Annotated in this window: 15 protein-coding genes; 6 read left to right on the top strand and 9 right to left on the bottom strand. The window is 61.9% G+C overall.

Annotation, left to right across the window (positions count from 1 at the left end; all coding sequences use genetic code 11):
* Window positions 1–158: 158 nt before the first annotated feature.
* Complete coding sequence (locus ACGLHR_RS34435; RefSeq protein WP_400099462.1) at window positions 159–983, bottom strand: IS5 family transposase; 825 nt, start codon at window positions 981–983, stop codon at window positions 159–161.
* Window positions 984–1,539: 556 nt separating this feature from the next.
* On the opposite strand from ACGLHR_RS34435, the gene ACGLHR_RS34430 reads away from it, so the two are divergent.
* Both ACGLHR_RS34430 and ACGLHR_RS34425 read left to right on the top strand, forming a co-directional pair.
* Entirely contained in the window at window positions 1,540–2,628 is a 1,089-nt protein-coding gene (locus tag ACGLHR_RS34430; protein ID WP_400099460.1) for a porin, read from the top strand.
* Between the two features lie 187 nt (window positions 2,629–2,815).
* Complete coding sequence (locus tag ACGLHR_RS34425; protein WP_400099458.1) at window positions 2,816–3,526, top strand: nitroreductase; 711 nt, start codon at window positions 2,816–2,818, stop codon at window positions 3,524–3,526.
* A 293-nt stretch (window positions 3,527–3,819) separates the two neighbouring features.
* Here ACGLHR_RS34425 and pobA read toward each other — a convergent pair whose 3' ends face one another.
* From pobA to ACGLHR_RS34390, 7 genes are all read right to left on the bottom strand, one after another.
* Complete coding sequence (pobA, locus tag ACGLHR_RS34420) at window positions 3,820–5,004, bottom strand: 4-hydroxybenzoate 3-monooxygenase (RefSeq protein ID WP_400099456.1); 1,185 nt, start codon at window positions 5,002–5,004, stop codon at window positions 3,820–3,822.
* 67 nt (window positions 5,005–5,071) lie between these two features.
* Window positions 5,072–6,217, bottom strand: coding sequence for an acyl-CoA dehydrogenase family protein (locus ACGLHR_RS34415; RefSeq protein WP_400099466.1), 1,146 nt, complete (start codon window positions 6,215–6,217; stop codon window positions 5,072–5,074).
* A 143-nt stretch (window positions 6,218–6,360) separates the two neighbouring features.
* Complete coding sequence (locus ACGLHR_RS34410) at window positions 6,361–7,362, bottom strand: tripartite tricarboxylate transporter substrate-binding protein (protein WP_400099454.1); 1,002 nt, start codon at window positions 7,360–7,362, stop codon at window positions 6,361–6,363.
* A 44-nt stretch (window positions 7,363–7,406) separates the two neighbouring features.
* A complete protein-coding gene (locus tag ACGLHR_RS34405; protein WP_400099452.1) occupies window positions 7,407–7,760 on the bottom strand; it encodes an NIPSNAP family protein in 354 nt (117 codons plus the stop codon).
* Window positions 7,750–9,522: an FAD-dependent oxidoreductase gene (locus tag ACGLHR_RS34400; RefSeq protein WP_400099451.1), complete on the bottom strand. Its 1,773-nt coding sequence runs from the start codon at window positions 9,520–9,522 to the stop codon at window positions 7,750–7,752. The genes ACGLHR_RS34405 and ACGLHR_RS34400 overlap by 11 nt, the downstream gene beginning before the upstream one ends.
* Before the next feature lie 91 nt (window positions 9,523–9,613).
* On the bottom strand, window positions 9,614–10,042 hold the full coding sequence (locus tag ACGLHR_RS34395) for a Zn-ribbon domain-containing OB-fold protein (protein WP_400099449.1): 429 nt from the start codon (window positions 10,040–10,042) through the stop codon (window positions 9,614–9,616).
* Entirely contained in the window at window positions 10,039–11,331 is a 1,293-nt protein-coding gene (locus ACGLHR_RS34390) for a thiolase family protein (RefSeq protein WP_400099447.1), read from the bottom strand. The genes ACGLHR_RS34395 and ACGLHR_RS34390 overlap by 4 nt, the downstream gene beginning before the upstream one ends.
* 147 nt (window positions 11,332–11,478) lie before the next feature.
* Between ACGLHR_RS34390 and ACGLHR_RS34385 the strand changes: the two genes are divergently transcribed.
* Together ACGLHR_RS34385 and ACGLHR_RS34380 are read left to right on the top strand one after the other, a co-directional pair.
* Complete coding sequence (locus tag ACGLHR_RS34385) at window positions 11,479–12,768, top strand: CaiB/BaiF CoA transferase family protein (RefSeq protein ID WP_400099445.1); 1,290 nt, start codon at window positions 11,479–11,481, stop codon at window positions 12,766–12,768.
* A 22-nt stretch (window positions 12,769–12,790) separates the two neighbouring features.
* Window positions 12,791–13,912, top strand: a complete 1,122-nt coding sequence (locus tag ACGLHR_RS34380; RefSeq protein ID WP_400099443.1) for a CaiB/BaiF CoA transferase family protein — start codon at window positions 12,791–12,793, stop codon at window positions 13,910–13,912.
* Window positions 13,913–14,396: 484 nt separating this feature from the next.
* Here the strand turns inward: ACGLHR_RS34380 and ACGLHR_RS34375 are convergent, their stop codons facing one another.
* Complete coding sequence (locus tag ACGLHR_RS34375; RefSeq protein ID WP_400099441.1) at window positions 14,397–15,143, bottom strand: FadR/GntR family transcriptional regulator; 747 nt, start codon at window positions 15,141–15,143, stop codon at window positions 14,397–14,399.
* A gap of 367 nt (window positions 15,144–15,510) precedes the next feature.
* On the opposite strand from ACGLHR_RS34375, the gene ACGLHR_RS34370 reads away from it, so the two are divergent.
* Together ACGLHR_RS34370 and ACGLHR_RS34365 are read left to right on the top strand one after the other, a co-directional pair.
* Complete coding sequence (locus ACGLHR_RS34370) at window positions 15,511–16,260, top strand: electron transfer flavoprotein subunit beta/FixA family protein (protein WP_400099440.1); 750 nt, start codon at window positions 15,511–15,513, stop codon at window positions 16,258–16,260.
* Window positions 16,261–16,279: 19 nt separating this feature from the next.
* The gene (locus tag ACGLHR_RS34365; protein WP_400099438.1) at window positions 16,280–17,212 is read left to right on the top strand and encodes an electron transfer flavoprotein subunit alpha/FixB family protein; all 933 of its coding nucleotides are present in this window, start codon (window positions 16,280–16,282) and stop codon (window positions 17,210–17,212) included.
* Window positions 17,213–17,259: the final 47 nt, after the last annotated feature.

Raw genomic sequence — 17,259 nt, 5'->3', positions numbered from 1 at the left:
CCAGGCGCGCCATCACGCTGATCGGGCTGTGTTCGATAAAGCGTTCCACCACTGCGTCCAGTACCACGCCACTGACTCCATTTTCGGTTCGAGGACACGGAGGGTGCCCTAATTTTCGTCACCTTGAAAGGGGTGGTGCTCAGAGCCCGTTTGATAATTCAAGGATGGGCGATTCTGCGTAGCAGCAGCCTGCCCATTGCGATATAGACCGTGGCCTCGGACACATCAGGACGCCGCTCGTAGTCCCTGACAAGGCGACGCCAGCGAATCATCCAACCGAAGGTACGTTCCACCACCCAACGCCGGGGTAGCACCGCGAAGCCAACCTGATCCTCGTGGCGGCGCACCACCTGCACGACGAAGTCGAGCGTCGCGGCTTTATCCATCAATGTGCGACGATCGTACGCGCCGTCTGCAAACAGATGCTTCAGTCCCGGCCGACGCTTTTTTAGGGTCTCCAGAACCGCCAACGCCCCGGTACTGTCGGCGATGTCCGCAGGCGTCAAGTTCACCATCAGCAACCGGCCATTCGTATCCACGGCAATATGCCGCTTGCGCCCGACGATCTTCTTTCCCGCGTCGTAGCCGCGCTCTTTCGCCGCTGGCGCTTTTACCGACTGGCTATCCACCACGCCCGCGCTTGGGCAAGGCTGCCTGCTTTCCAACTCCCTATCGAGCATCAGCACTACGTCATGAAGCGTCTGGAACAGGAACCGGCGCATCAGTCGGCGAAACCACCAGTACACCGTTTGCCAGGCCGGAAAGTCCTTGGGTAGCATGCGCCAGCCACACCCCGAGCGCACCAGGTATCGCAAGGCGTTGATGACCTCCCGCAGATCAGCCTTCCTGCGTCGCCCCCGCTGTGCGGGCTTCGGCAGCAGTCCCCCCATCGCTGCCCATTCCATGTCCGTCAGATCGCTCGGATACCGCTTTGTCTTGGCCGCCATGCTTGCCTGCCGCTCTCGATGTTCTTTTTTCCACATCCGAACGCTAGAACACATCCGCGGCGAATTTTCAAACGGGCTCTCAGAACCTGGATCGAAGCAAGTCAATCCCGCTACCCGGGCCGACGTAGAAAAAATGTCCCCTGCAGCCCTACTGGCGTCGTTCTATATCGTCCTGGAGTTTGAGTTTGATTGACCCGCACGGGCGTCACTGCGGTATTCAGCGAGTCCAACTCGATTCGGGTGCAACACATTAGCCCGCCTTCAGACTGTTGGGCACCGCACTCGGCACTGCGGCCACGGTTGCCATGGTTCCAATCCTCGTGCCGCCACCCGAACTCCTTAGCGTAAGACCTCCATATCAACTTCGCAGTAGCCAGTTGGCTGCGAGCAACACCTGCCGCGCGCATTGACGACTGAAGTCACCGTCGTGTAAATTTCTAGTTCATTGGTTCAACCAACTACAACTTTCAAGGTTGACTCGGATGCAACTCCTGTTGGCTGTCTTCGCCCGGTGGCAAGTGGGCGCCAGTGCGGTCCATGGGAGACACAAGAAACGAAATGGGATCGACTATTCCCAATTGGAGGAGATGTAATGAAGTCCAGAGTATGCATTGCGGCCGTTGGTGGGCTGTTCTCGATGGCTGCCCACTCGCAATCGAGCGTGACGCTTTATGGTGTCGTCGACGTGGGTGTGGAATATGCTAATCACCAGGCGGGCGGCGGGCATGACGTCGTTCGCGAAACCGCAGGCAATATTTCCGGTTCGCGATGGGGCCTCCGGGGCGCGGAAGATCTCGGTGCTGGCCTCAAAAGCGTCTTTGTTCTGGAAAGCGGCTTTGACCCGGACACCGGGAAATCGGGCCAAGGCAACCGCCTGTTCGGCCGGATGGCATATGTCGGCCTGCAGGGAGGCTGGGGCAGCATTTTGCTAGGTCGACAGCAAAACCTGCTGTTCGATTTCATTGGCAATTTCGATCCGATGGGTTTGGCTCCGAGGTACTCCATCTTCACCCAGGATCTGGGCTTCGTCGGGCGTGCGGACAATACGGTCAAGTATGTGGGCACGTTCAACGGGCTGACCGCCGCGGCTATGTACAGCTTTGGTGCGGAGAGCGGGACCACGGGGGGCAGCGAAGTTCCCGGCAACAGCAAGCTGGGACGGGAGTATGGGTTCCGTCTGGATTACACGACAGGCCCACTCAGCTTCGGCGGTGTCTATGACGAGATCAATACCGGCACCTTGACCGTCAATCCCAACGCCAAGACCCGGCGCGCGACATTTGCCGCAACCTACGCCACTGGCACGGTCGCGACCTACGCCGGCTACCGATGGGCGAAGGCATATGATGGCGCGTTGCTTCCCGGCGCAGTACCTGGCGCCGCGAACCAGGGTTCCAATCTTTGGTGGCTAGGCCTGAGATGGCAGGCAACGCCGGCGATTTCCTTGGCAGGCGCCGCCTACTATCAGGATTTCAAGAATACGAACGCGGATCCATGGCTGTTTGTTGGCTTTGCCAACTATGCCTTCTCAAAGCGGACCGATGTGTATCTTTCGGTAGGCTATACGAAGAACCGAGGTACGTCTGCACTCGGCCTGGGCGCCGGCGCTTCAGGCTTTGGGAATACCGATCCGGGCATGAACCAGTTCGGCACGACGGTCGGCCTGCGTCACAAATTCTGAGCATCATGAGTCCTCGCCGGATCGGCGAGGAAGTCGCATAGTTTCATGCACGGCGCTTGTCGGGATGGAGCGCCCGTGACGGTTGATCTCCCTTCATGGTGCAAGGGTTCATGGCACTGTGTTGCACGCAGTGCCATGTTTTTTTGGACGCTTGGCCGCGCGGTCAGCCATAACTTGGAGTACCCCAATGTCATTGGACTCACGTCCGGAAAACACCGTACCGGAAAGAGATTTCAGCGCGCTTGAGCGCCTGCACGCAGGCCGCTTCAGCTGCAGGGCATTCCTGCCGCATCAGGTGCCGCGCGAAACGATTGAGCGAATCCTTCGCCTGGCACAGCGAGCAGCATCTTGGTGTAACTCTCAACCCTGGAAGGTGGTCATTGCGAGTGGCGCTGCCGCGGACCGGTTCCGTGAGGCGATGCTTGATGGGGTAGCGCGGGAGCCAGCCGCTCCGGACTTTCCGTGGCCGCGCGAGTACCAGGGGATATACCAGGAGCGCAGGCGGGAATGCGGGCTGGCCTTGTATGCGAGCGTAGGGGTTGCAAAAGGCGACAGGGAAGCCTCATCCAGGCAGGCAGAAGAGAATTTCCGGCTGTTCGGCGCTCCACACGTAGCGATCATCACGACGGATGAGGCGCTCGGCGTCTACGGCGCGATCGACTGCGGCGGCTATGTCAACAACTTCATGCTTGCTGCCCATGGCCTTGGTGTCGCCTGCGTGGCGCAGGCCGCGTTGGCATCCCGGCCGGCCTTGGTCCGTCGTCACTTTGCTCTGTCGCCGGATCGGTTGATCGTCTGCGGGATCTCATTTGGCTTCCCAGACCACGCACACGCGGCAAATGGCTTCCGTACTACAAGAGCGAAATTGCCGGACGTCGCCAGTTGGGTGGACGCGTAGCTGCTGTGGCAATCTCCTCCCCCGGGACGCAGGTGGCGCACCATGGATCGCGTGTGCCAGGCTGATCGGGCGGACCTTCCTTGTTCTACTCAACACGCACTGCGTGGATCCGTGCAGCTTAATCACAAAGTCAAGATGGCCGATGCGTGTCATATACGTCACGCCCGCAGCCCGGCAATCGATGCCGCCGCTGCCCGGCTGGCGCGGCGATTACGCTGAACGCGTTGAGTGCCGGCCATGCCGTTTAGCCGGCGCACCGCGGCAAAACGGTAGACGCCGGCTAGCATGGCGGATTACTCAACCGGCTCGTAGGGCAACCCAACGTAATTTTCAGCGATACTCTTCAGCCCGGCCTCCGAGCTTGTGAAGTAGTCGTAGTCGGTCCGCTGCATGCGCTTGTCGAATGGCTCGTTCTCCGGGAATTCATGGAGCAAGTTGGTCATGAACCAGGAAAAGCGCTCGGCTTTCCAAACGCGCCGCAGTGCGATATCCGAGTACTTGTCAAGCAGGTCTGTCCGGCCTTTCTGATAGACCAGCCGCAGGATGCGGTAGAGCGTACTGACATCGCTGGCCGCAAAGTTCAGGCCCTTTGCGCCGGTCGGGGGGACGATGTGCGCGGCATCGCCGACAAGGAAAAGTTTTCCATACTGCATGGGCTCGACCACATAGCTGCGCAGCGGTGCGATGCTCTTCTCCATCGAGGGGCCGGTCACAAGCTTGTCGGCCACCTCTTCCGGCAGGCGCCGCTTCAACTCTTCCCAGAAACGTTCGTCGGACCAATCCTCGACTCGCTCCGTCAATGGCACTTGCAGATAGTAGCGGCTGCGTGTGTGGGAGCGCTGGCTGCAAAGCGCGAAGCCTCGGTCGTGATGCGCATAGATCAGTTCGTGACTGACCGGCGGCGTATCGGATAGCAGGCCCAGCCAGCCGAAGGGGTAGGCCCGCTCGTAGTGCTTCTGAACCTCCGCCGGGATGGTCTGCCGCGAGACACCGTGGAAGCCGTCGCAGCCGGCGATGTAATCGCAGTCCAGGCGTACCGTTTCGCCGTCCCGCTCGAACGTGACATAAGGCTGCTCGTCCTTCACGCCATGAGGGCGGACGTTGGCAGCCTGATAGATCGTGGTGGCGCCGGCTGCCCAGCGGGCTTCCATCAGGTCGCGAGTCACTTCTGTCTGCCCGTAGACCAGTACTGTGCCGCCGCCAGTCAGCGTCTTGAGATCCAGGCGGTCGCGTCGTCCCCCATACATCAGCTCGATGCCTTCATGCACGAGCCCTTCCGCGTCCATGCGTTCGCTCACGCCGGCCTCGCGCATCAGATCGACGGTACCTTGCTCCAGTACGCCGGCGCGGATACGGCCAAGCACGTACTCGGGCGCCTGGCGTTCCAGAATGATGTTGTCGATCCCCGCGCGGGTCAGCAACTGCCCTAGCAGCAGGCCCGATGGCCCGGCGCCGATGATCGCGACCTGTGTCTTCATCTTGATTCCTCCTCAATGCCCCGTGGCGGCACCGGCCGCACGCGGTTAGTCCCGCCACGAGCTGTCATCACAGATCCATGAGCTTGGCCAGCACGTTGCGCTGGATCTCGTTGCTGCCGCCCCCGATGGGCCCCACGCGCGAATCACGGAAGAACATCTGCATGTCGTACTCCATCGAATAACCCGCGCCACCCAGAACCTGCAGGCCAATGTCCGCGCACTTAAAGTTGTTATCGGTGGCGACGATCTTCGCGATCGAGGTTTCCTGGAGGGCGGAATGGCCTCCGTCGAGCAGTTCCGCCACGCGATATACAGCTTGGCGGGCCGTCTCCGACATGATGAGCATGTCCGCAAGCTTATGTTGAATGACTTGGAACTTAGAGATCGGTTGGCCGAACTGGATACGGTCCTTGGCGTAGTCGCGCGCGTACTCTGTGATCTTGAAGCAGTGTCCCGATGAGATTGCCGCAAGCGCCATGCGCTCAAGGCCCAGGCACTTCATGATGTTCTTCCATGCCATGCCTTCACCGCCGATCAGGTTGTTGACAGGCACACGCACATTGTCGAAGAACACCTCGTTGGCGTGCGTGGTCCGCCGACCGAGCATCGACAAGGGCTTGATGGTCACACCCGGTGCCTTGGTGTCGACGAGCAAGGTACTGATGCCCTGGTGGCGTGCTGCCCCGGTATCGGTCTTGGTAATCACGACGAGGTAGTCCGCAACGTGGGCGCAGGTAATCCAGACCTTGTTGCCGTTGAGGACGAACTCGTCGCCTTCGCGGCGGGCGTTGGTCTTGATGCCGGCCACGTCCGAGCCCGTGCCCGGCTCGGACATTGCCAGCGCCAGCTTGGTCTTGCCAGCGATGATGCCAGGCACGATAGCCTGCTGAAGTTCCGGCGAACCGAACTTTGCGATATGCATGCCGGCATAGATTGCCGTGGTGGTCACGGCCTGGGCAATGCCGGTGTAGTGGTAGCCGAGCGTCTCCAGGAAGACGGCGATGTCCTTGAAGCTGCCGCCCATGCCCCCGAGCGATTCGGGATAAAAAATCCCAAGATAGCCTGCTTCGGCCAGCGCATTGAAGGCTTCGTGCGGAAACTCACGCGCCTCGTCCATTTTGCGGATCTTGTCCCATGGAAGGTGGCGCGAAAGCAGGTCGAGCACGCCCTCGCGCATCATGCGCTGCTCGTCCGACAATCCGGCAATATTCATCAACGTCATTGCATACTCCAGAAGGTTGAAGTTAGGTCAGGTGGCTTCGCCAGGACCGGGGTACCGGCACAGGCTCCAGCCATGGTCGTCATCAGTACCGCCTGCACGACAACGTCGTGCAGGCTGCATTCGGTACCGGCAGCTCAGTCCGCCGTGATGTTGTGCTTGCGGATGATTTCCGCGAACTGGGCATGCTCCGCGCGGAGCAGCTTGTCGAACGCCTGCGGGGTGGAAGGCTGCGCAACCGCCGCATTGGCCAACAGCTTGGCGCGAATGCCGGGGTCCTTCAGCACCTGCTGCACGGCCTGATTGAGCTTGTCGATGACAGGCTGCGGCGTCTTGGCGGGCGCCATCAGACCAAACCAGATCTCCGATTTGAAGCCCGGCAGAACCTCGTTGATCGGCTGCGCATTGGGCGCCACCTCAGAGCGCCCGGCGCTTGCCACGCCCAACAGCTTCAGGCTGCCTGCGTTGACCTGGCCCATCATCGTTGCGGACGGACTCGTAAACAGCACCTGCGCTTCGCCTGAACGCACCGACATCGTGGTGTTCGCCTCCCCCCGATACGGTACTTGTGTCATGCTCAGGCCGGCAGCCTGCGAAAGCAGGTGAGTGGCAAGGTTGCCGTATGAAGCCGGGCCCGCGGTAGCGTAATTGAGCGTGTTCGGATGGCCCTTGGCATAGGCGAAGAACTCGCGCAGATTGTTGGCCGGCATGCTCTTGTTCACGACCAGCACCATCGGCATGGTGGTCACCGTCGAAATGGGCGCGAGATCCTTGAGCGGATCGTACCCAGCAGACTTGTTGAGCAGCGCCGCAATCAACAGGCCGTTGTTCGGGTACAGCAGGGTATAGCCGTCCGGTACGGCACGTGCCACAAAGGCCGCGCCAATCGCGCCGGACGCCCCTGCCCGGTTGTCGACGATGATGGGTTGCCGGAGTATCGTCGACAGCTGTTGGGAGATGACGCGTACCTGGATATCGCTAGCCCCACCTGCCGAGTACGGCACCACAATCGTGATTGGCTTGGCCGGATAGGCATCCGCCGCGGCGGCGGGCACCGAGACGCCCATGTATGCGAGAACGCCGGCGAAGCAGGCGGCAACGCTGCGCGAAATTCGTGGGATGCGGGGGAAGAATTTCATTTGTGTCTCCAGTTTTTCTGTCAGGCCGGCAGGTTTGCCTGCCGTTATCGATTGCTAGTAGGAATCGTTACTCCGGGCATGGCGACCGCACGGATCAGCCGCGTCTCCTGGGCGACGATCAGGTGCTCCGAGGCCGTCAGGTATTCGGCGAACCTGGGGTGGGCGTCACGTGCACGGGAACGGTGCTCGAAGTCGGCTAGATCCTTGTAGCCCCACAAGTGCACGAACTGGTTCTGCGGCCCGACATGGCTGACATAGGCGCCAAGCGAATTGCCCAGGGTTTCGAGCAGGATGGGCATTGCCATCTTGCCGAACACATCCAGGAACTCGTTCATCCTGCGCAGCCGGATCGTGTAGATACGGTGGTCGACGAGGGTGAGTGCGTTGTCAGGCAGCATGCGCTTTCTCCCTGCGTGCGGCTTGCGGTGCCCCGCTGCCTGCATGCGCATTTGCGAGGCTGGCGATGTGCCGTCCGGTGATGTACCCGAATGTCATGATGGGGCCCAGGGTAATCCCAGCGCCTGGATAGTTGCCGCCCATGATGCTGGCACGGTCGTTGCCCACGGCATAGAGGCCGGCAATGGCCCTGCCGTCTTCGCGCAGCACGGCACCCTCCACATTCGTGGCAATGCCGTCAAAGGTGCCGAGATCCCCCATCACTACCTGCAGGGCATAGAAAGGGCCCTGCGCGATGGGCGCCACACAGGGATTCGGCTTGTGGTCCGGATCCCCTAGGTATCGGTTGAACGAAGTGATGCCCCGGCCAAACTGGCGATCCTCACCGTACTGCGCACCCGCGTTGTACTCGCGCACAGTCTGCTCAAGCCCCGCGGCATCGATGCCGCATTCTTGCGCGAGCCCGGCAAGCGAACCGCCCCGATTGAGATAGCCTTTACGCAGCAACGGGCCAAGGGGCAGAGGCGCCGGCTTGGCGTAGCCCAGCCCGTACTTCGAGATGGTGGCGTGGTCGCAGATCAGCCACATTGCGGTTTCCTGCTGGCCTGCGCATGCGCGAATCAGGTCCGCGCCCACGTCGTGGTAGGAATTCGATTCGTTGGTGAACCGCTGGCCATTGCGCAACACGCCGATGACGCCGGGCTTGTAGCGGTCAAGCAGATGCGGGAACGCGACGTAGCGCCCACCTCCCATCGGTACCTTCGATACCGGCATCCACGCCGCAGCGTCGCGATAGCGCAGCGGCACCGTGCCGCCCGCCTCCTCCGCCAGGCGTGCGCCATCGCCGGTGTTGGTGGCCGGCACCGGTGAAAAGTGCTCGCCGCCGCGGGCAACATGCGGGTAGGCCTTGCGCAGACGCTGGATGTCGTGCGAAAAACCGCCACTGGCGAGTACTACGCCGTGTCGGGCCCGGACTTCCACCTCGCCGCCGTCGCGCTTGACGATCGCGCCCGCCACTGCGCCGTCCTTGATCACAAGCCGAAGCGCGGGCGACGCAGTCCAGATGGGAATGCCGAGATCCAGCGCCGATTTCGCCAGGCGCGCCGCCAGCGCATTGCCGCTGGTGACATTCATGCCGCGCCGGTAGAGCACCAACTCCTTGAGGTGACTTGCGAGCCGCCTGGCAACATAGAAGAACGACTTCACCGACTTCGTCACGTTGAAGAAGTGCTTCAGGTCGGCATTCGACGAATTGAACATCATGCCGATGAACGTGATGGTCGATAGCGGCGGGCGTAGGCGCGACACGTCCTTGCCCAGTTCGCGAATATCGAACGGTGCCGCCAGGATGGAGCGGCCGACGTCAACGCCACCGATCTGCGTGGGGTGGTAGTCAGGATACAGCGTTGGCACGAACTTCACGCTGGTCTCGCGTTCGAACCAATCGACCATCTTCGGACCGTTGTCCAGGAACGCATCGACGGCGGCGGCATCAAAGGATGATCCCGTTTCTGCCGCTAGGTAGGCGCGCGCAGCTTCGCGAGTGTCCTTCTGATTGGCACGGCGGGAGACCGGGTTACCGGGAATCCACAGCACACCGCCTGAAAAGGCGGTGGTGCCGCCAAACACGCTGTCTTTCTCCACGACTAAGACATCAAGGCCGTGCTTGCGGGCGGTGACAGCCGTGGAGAGGCCGCCGGCACCGGAACCGATCACCAGCAAATCGCAGTCAACCGTGGTCACGGACGAAGGGGCGTCGCGCATGGCATAACTCCTGAGACGATGTAGAACAACAAGAACAAGAAACGTTGTAGCAGTGACGGCAGCGCTGCGCTGCCGCCGTCAGCCCCGGTCATCAGCGCTGAACAGCGCGGGCGGCAAACAGGTCGCCATCCTGGTAGTGCAGCCGTACCATCTCCACGGCCATGCCGATACTCGGCGCCGCTGCTTCGGCTTCCAGCAGCTTGCAGGCAATGCGTATGCCGCAATCCAAGTCGACAATGCAGACGCTGTAGGGGGCCTCGGCCGCGAAGACGGTGGGCGCGGCGTGCACGCGCGTCCAGGAATAGACGACCCCGCGCGGGCTGAGATCGGTCCATTCGAGCGATTCGGACCAGCAATGCGGGCAGATGATCTGCGGCGGAAAGCTCTGCTTGCCGCAGTCGCAGCATGCAGTGGTGATCCAGCGGCCTTGCGCAAGAGCGCTCCAGAACGGCTCAGTCGCCTTCGATACGCGCGGCGGATAGGCACGCGCGGCGCCAATGTCGACTGTCTCGAGCATCATTGAACTCCTTCGAACACGTGAACCAGCGCTGCGTTGTAGTTGCCCAGTTCCCCTGTTGCAACACCCCATTGGGCGCCCTTCACCTGGCGCTCGCCTGCGCGGCCGCGCAGCTGTTCCGCAATCTCCACGTAGTTGTAGAGCGACGTGACATAGGATGGATGGCCGCGCGAAAGTAGGCCGCCAGACGTGGAGATCGGAATCCGCCCGCCCAGCGTGGTCTCTCCGTCGAGTGCGGCAATCGATCCCCGGCCACGCGGTACCAAACCGAGCGCCTCGCTAACCAGGATCTCGACAATCGTGCAAGGGGCATAGAGCTCCGCCAGATCAAGGTCCGAAGCCGTGATGCCCGCTTCGGCGTATGCCTGCGCCGAAGCGGCCCGTGCCGCCTCGAAGCCGATCATGTCGTTGGGTACGTCGCTGATCTGGTGTGAGCCGTCATGCTGGAAGCCCCGGCCCTGGATCAACACATACGGGCGGCCGGTAGCGTGTGCAACATCCTCGCTTGCGAGCACCAGGCAGGCCGCACCGTCGCCGCGTGGCGGCACGTCATACAGTCCCAGGGGCTCGACGATCGGGCGCTGTGCCAGTACCTCCTGCGTCGTGACCGGCTTGCGGTACTGGGCCAGAGGGTTCAGCGAAGCGTGATAGCGGTTCTTCACGGCCACTGCGGCCAGCTGCTCCTGCGTGGCGCCATGCTCGTGCATGTAGCGCGCTGCGTCCATGGCGTACCACGAGATCGGCGTGAAGCCTGCGGGGACATGGAAGTCGACATCGCCGGTCGTCCGCATGCTGCTCATGGCATGCTCGGCCGCGGAAACCGCCGTTTCCATATTGATACCGAGCGCCAGTGCGACCTTGGCCCTGCCGAGCAGGATTTCGTTGCACGCCTGATCAAGCGCCAGGGCGGCGGTCATGCCATTGCCCATCACCTCGAGCACGGTGCCCCGGCATGGCAGCTTGAGCTTGCCGATCATGAACGTGTGCAGGTACTTCTGCCGCGTGTATGGCCGCGGCAGCGTGAAGACCAGGCTCTCGATGTCACGCTTGTCCACACCGGCATCGCGCGTCGCCTCAAGTACCAGCCGCAACAGGACCTCGTGCTCCAGCGTCTGAAGCTCCTCCGCATCAGCTGTCTGGTGCCTTCCGACCGGGATAGCACTCGCGCCGATGATCGCGACGCGTCTTGGCTTGCTCATTGCATTGTCTCCGCTTGCGCCGGCAACGAACCGTTGGTTCGGATCTGGCGTTTTCATTTTTGCAATGGTAGAACCAACGGCATAAACTGTCAAATGGGAGATTTCCCGAAAGCATGGTGGTGGCTGCATGGGACCTTCATACCACTCGGACGCTGATGCCTGTCAGGCAGGGGCGTGTTGACGGCGCCACGGCCCTACGTTACATTGGTTGAGCCATTGACACAATTGGGGTAGGAGACCATGTTTAACCAAACGTATATCGAAGAGCTGCCAGTGCGTGAGGCGCCAACTCAGCCACGCGAAAGTGCCGTGAGCGGACTGAAAGTGGTCGATTTTTCGCACTTCATCGCGGGACCACTGGCGACAATGATCCTGGGGGACTTTGGCGCGGATGTGATCAAGATTGAGCGCCCTGGGCGCGGAGAGGATTTCCGCTATTACCCGCCACTGGATCCGGCGCTGCCTGCGCAGGGCGGGCCGTACCTTTGGACCAATCGGAACAAGCGCAGTCTCGCGCTCGACATCAAAACCGAGGAGGGTGTGAAGGTGGCGCTCGACCTGATCGCGACTGCGGACGTCGTGGTCGAGAACTTTTCGAGCGGCGTCATGGAGCGTCTTGGATTGGGCTACGAGCGCTGTGCGCAGCTCAATCCACGCCTCATCTATTGTTCCGTGTCCGCGTACGGGCGTACGGGGCCGTATGCGGATCGACTTGGCTTCGACCCTGTGGTACAGGCTGAGAGCGGTTACATGTCCATGAATGGCTATCCTGACCGTCCCGGCGTGCGCAGCGGGCCAGTGGTCATGGATATGGGAACGGCCCTGATGGCGAGCAATGCACTGCTGCTTGCCTTATTGGCACGCGAGCGCACCGGAAAGGGGCAATTTGTCGAGGTATCGCTATTTGATACCGCAGTCATGATGACGGGATTTGCCGGCATGCAGAACTTGCTGACCGGAAAGGATCCCCAGCGCCACGGCAATTCCACACCGGATACGTGCCCTTCAGGGGTGTTTCACGCGGCGGACCGGCCCTTTTACCTGCATTGCGGGAACGACAAGATCTTTGCGCGCCTCTTCGGCGATGTCTTGGGACGCCCGGATATCGCGGCTCGTCCCGATCTGGTGAGAAGCATCGATCGGCTGAATCATCGCGAAGAACTGTTTGGGATCCTCAACGAGGCTTTTGCGGCGGAGCCTTGGAGCCACTGGCAGGCCAAGCTGCGCGCAGCCTCCGTGCCACACGGCGAAGTCCGTACGCTTGGCGAAGCGTTGCGCTCTGGCGAGGCCCAGTCACGCGGTCTGACTACCCGTATTCCCCATCCCGTGAAAGGCTGGATTCCCAACATTGAATCGCCGATGAGGCTATCCGAAACGCCTGCCGTGGCCCCACGTCCTGCGCCGGCGGTGGGCGAACACACGGCCGAAGTGTTACGCGATGTCTTGCACTACGATGAGACGCGGATCTCGGAACTTGAGCGTTCAGGTGCGTTGGGTGCTACGCCGGTTCGCGCAACGGATGGCGGCTGACGCCCGTGAACGGAGCCAAATCGTGGATCAAACAAACACCACCTCACTGAAGAAGGGCCCCTTGTCGGGGGTCCGGATCGTTGAGTTCGCGGGGCTTGGACCAGGGCCGTTCGCCTGTATGCTCCTTGCGGACATGGGCGCCGACATTGTCCGTATCGATCGGCCTGGAGCCAGGCCTATTCACCCGCAAGATCTCATTGGACGTGGCAGGCGCACCGTGCTGCTGGATCTGAAAAGTGCCAAGGATCGGGATCAAGTCCTGAAGCTGCTGACCCATGCAGATGCGCTGGTCGAAGGGTTCCGCCCGGGGGTGATGGAACGCCTCGGCCTCGGGCCGGAGACCGTCGCGGCGCTGAATCCCAGGCTTGTCTACGGCCGCATGACCGGATGGGGACAAGACGGGCCGCTATCGCAGACGGCCGGTCACGATATCAACTACATCGCTCTCACAGGTGCCCTCGCCGCGATCGGCGAGCGAGATGGTGGCCCGGTGCCGCCGCTCAATCTCGTCGGTGACTATGGCGGCGGCAGCTTATACTTGGCGATGGGCATCCTTGCGGCGCTGATTGAGGCGCGCAGCTCTGGCCGCGGGCAGGTGGTGGACGCCGCCATCTGCGACGGCGCGCTTTCGCTGATGAGCCTGGCGCAGGGACACAGGCTGCGTGGCCTCTACAACGAACGCCGCAGCGACAATATGCTCGATGGCGGCGCGCCATACTACGCGGTGTACCGCGCTGCCGACGGCGAATACGTCTGCATCGGCGCAATCGAATCACAGTTCTTCGCGCTACTTTGCGAGCGCATCGGGGTGGATCCGGCGCTGCGCGACGCACAACACGACCGGACCCGATGGCCTGCACTGAGAGCGGAGCTGGCGCAGATCTTCTCGCAACGCAGCCGGGCCGAGTGGACGGCCTTGCTCGGGGATACCGATGCGTGTTTTGCTCCCGTGCTGACACTGAGCGAGGCTGCACAGCATCCGCATCTGCTGGCGCGCGAGGCGTTCGTCGACGTGGGCGGCGTGCCTCATCCGGCGCCGGCGCCGCGCTTCTCGAGAACGCCTTCGTCGGTCGCCCATACCGGCGCGTCGGGGCCGCTCACCTGCGAGCAAGTCATCTCGGGCTGGATTGCGAAGGCCAGGTGACGAACGCGGCGTCTACTGCTTGGTCGCCGCCTATCATAGGGGGCAGGCCGCAGTGGCTCATTTGGACTGCCGATCGGTGCCGTGCACCAAAGGTAGCGCCACCGCTGGGTCACGCTGGCATCGGCACGCCAGCCAGCGGCCCCTGGCCGAGGCTTGAGCCAGAACGGTTCTGATTCGCGATGTAACAGTCCATTGGAACGGGAGGCGGGGTCCGCTAACGGCGTGGCAGCAAGCTGTCGAGCCCTGCCCGGCTCAGCCTTACATAGGCCGTGCGGCCGAACAGCCGCCCCCTCTGGCCAGACTTTCCGTACCGGGGCCGACGGTGCCTTTGATCGGCCAAAAGCCCTACCTGCCGCACCGCGGGTCTTCCATGCCTCCCAGAGTCGAATGTGATCCGGTGGAATTGCCCGTTGTCCGGCGGAATACAGCTGCGCAGGCTGCAGCGAAAGCGAAAGGGAAGAAGCCCTGCGCAAGCGCAGGGTACTCAGTCCTGACTCTTGATCTGCGACAGGTAGTAACGGTGCACGCGCCGAAGGTGAGCTGCCATCTCGTTGGCGGCCTCGTCCGCGTTGCGCTCCGCCAGTAATTTGAGAAGCCGGCGCCGCGAAGGGAGCACAAAGCGGTTCTCGCTATAGCCGATCTGAGCAACGAACTCGGCCATGACTTTCAGGATCGCCTCCATCGTGAGAATCAGGATGGGGTTGCCGGAAATCTTGACGAGAAGACTATGGAATTCGAGATGTATCCGTGCACGCTCTTCGAAGTTGCCCGCCTTCTGCGCGGCCTCAGCAGCGGTCACGTTAGCCTGCAGTGCCTCTAGGTCCGCTTCAGTTGCCTTCACGCAAACGTCGCGAACCACCAGGTCGGAAAGCATGACTCGCGCTTCGGTCAGTTGCTCCGGGGTGATCGACCCAAGATAGTACAGGTCCCGCAGGCCGGTAATGACGACGTCCCTGTCGCCCTTCTTGATGAACGCGCCACCAGAAGCCCCCTTCTTGAGTTCGATGATCCCGGAAATCTCGAGCGCGCGCAGGGCTTCGCGCAAAGTGTTGCGGCTAACGCCAAAACGCACGCAAAGGTCCCGCTCCGGGGGGAGCTTCTGACCCGGCTTCAGCCGCCCTGCCATGACTTCTTGCCGGATTTGTCTGGCGATCTCGTCAAGTGCGCGGCTGACTGAGATCGGTTCAAAGGTTGCTTCTTCGGCAACAGCTGCTTGCCCGGTTTGGTCCATGGTCTGGTGCCTTTCCACTGCTTTACCCTCGTCTGCTCACGCGAAACGCGCTCTCGCAACGCGTTACCGGTCCCTTGAAGATTCTAGTATAGCGCAGCCTACATGACCATTGATATGACCAATGACCTATCTGGGTTAGCCTCGGGTCGCACCCTTCTTATGGCTTCGCCGTAGCCTTCCTCAGGGGAAGCACTGATGTTTGATTCATTGACGTGCCATCCATCTGCAATCTATCATTGGATCAACCAATGATTAATATAGAACCAGGAAAACAGGAGACTTCAGTCCATGTGTCTTGGTGTCGTCGTCAGCCCCGCATGCGGCCATTCGCGCCTGGCATGTTTGGTCAATAGTTGAGTGAATACGCATGAAAGTACTCGTCGCAGTCAAGCGCGTGGTGGATTACAACGTCAAGGTCCGGGTGAAGTCGGACGGCACGGGCGTGGATCTGGCCAACGTCAAGATGAGCATGAACCCGTTTGACGAAATCGCCGTGGAAGAAGCGGTGCGCCTGCGGGAAGCCGAGGTGGTCACCGAGGTGATCGCCGTGTCCTGCGGCGTGACCCAGTGCCAGGAAACCCTGCGTACGGCGATGGCCATCGGCGCCGACCGCGGCATCCTGGTCGAGTCGAACGAAGACCTGCAGCCGCTGGCCGTGGCCAAGCTGCTCAAGGCCCTGGTCGACAAGGAACAGCCGCAGCTGGTGATCCTGGGCAAGCAGGCCATCGACGACGACTCCAACCAGACCGGCCAGATGCTGGCCGCGCTGGCAGGCCTGCCGCAAGCCACCTTCGCCTCGAAGGTGGTGGTGGCCGATGGCAAGGCGTCGGTGACGCGTGAAGTGGACGGCGGTCTGGAGACCCTGTCGCTCAAGCTGCCGGCGGTGGTGACCACCGACCTGCGCCTGAACGAGCCGCGCTACGTGACGCTGCCGAACATCATGAAGGCCAAGAAGAAGCCGCTGGATATCGTCAAGCCGGAAGATCTCGGCGTGGACGTGGCGCCGCGTCTGAAGACCGTCAAGGTCGTTGAGCCGCCCAAGCGCAGCGCGGGTGTGATGGTGCCGGACGTTGCGACGCTGGTGCAAAAGCTGAAGAACGAAGCCAAGGTCATCTGAGCGCGCCAGGAGATAAAACATGACTGCACTCGTCATTGCTGAACACGACAACCAATCCATCAAGGCCGCTACCCTGAACACGGTGACGGCAGCCGCCCAGTGCGGCGGCGATGTCCACGTGCTGGTGGCCGGCGCCAATGCCACTGCCGCCGCTGCTGCTGCCGCGAAGATCGCCGGCGTGTCCAAGGTGCTGCTGGCCGATGCGCCGCAGTTCGCCGACGGCCTGGCCGAGAACGTGGCCGAGCAAGTCCTGGCCATCGCCAGCGACTACAGCCACATCCTGGCGCCCGCATCGGCCTACGGCAAGAACATCCTGCCGCGCGTCGCGGCCAAGCTGGACGTAGCCCAGCTGTCGGACATCACCAAGGTCGACAGCCCGGGCACGTTCGAGCGCCCGATCTACGCCGGCAACGCGATCTCGATCGTGCAGTCGTCGGACAAGGTCAAGGTCATCACCGTGCGCGGCACCGGCTTTGACGCCGCCGCAGCCGAAAGTGGCTCGGCCGCCGTCGAAAACCTGCCCGCAGTGGCCGACGCTGGCATCTCGCAATTCGTTTCGCGCGAAGTCACCAAGAGCGACCGCCCCGAGCTGACCGCTGCCAAGATCATCGTGTCCGGTGGCCGTGGCGTGGGTTCCGGCGAGAACTACACCAAGGTGCTGACACCGCTGGCCGACAAGCTGAATGCCGCGATGGGCGCGTCCCGCGCTGCCGTGGACGCCGGCTTCGTGCCCAACGATTATCAAGTCGGCCAGACCGGCAAGATCGTTGCGCCGCAGCTGTACATCGCCGTTGGTATCTCCGGCGCGATCCAGCATCTGGCCGGCATGAAGGACTCCAAGGTGATCGTCGCGATCAACAAGGATGCCGAAGCCCCGATCTTCTCGGTGGCCGACTACGGCCTGGTTGGCGATCTGAACACCGTCGTGCCAGAGCTGGTGGCAGCCGTTTGACTCCAGCCGCTCGCGCCCCGCGAAGACAAGGCTTGCCGCTCTACGCT

Origin of the sequence: Cupriavidus sp. CuC1, from assembly GCF_044627735.1 — a bacterium.
Classification (GTDB): domain Bacteria; phylum Pseudomonadota; class Gammaproteobacteria; order Burkholderiales; family Burkholderiaceae; genus Cupriavidus; species Cupriavidus ulmosensis.
Note: the sequence above shows the minus strand (reverse complement) of the source record. Positions and strands in the feature narration are given on the sequence as shown.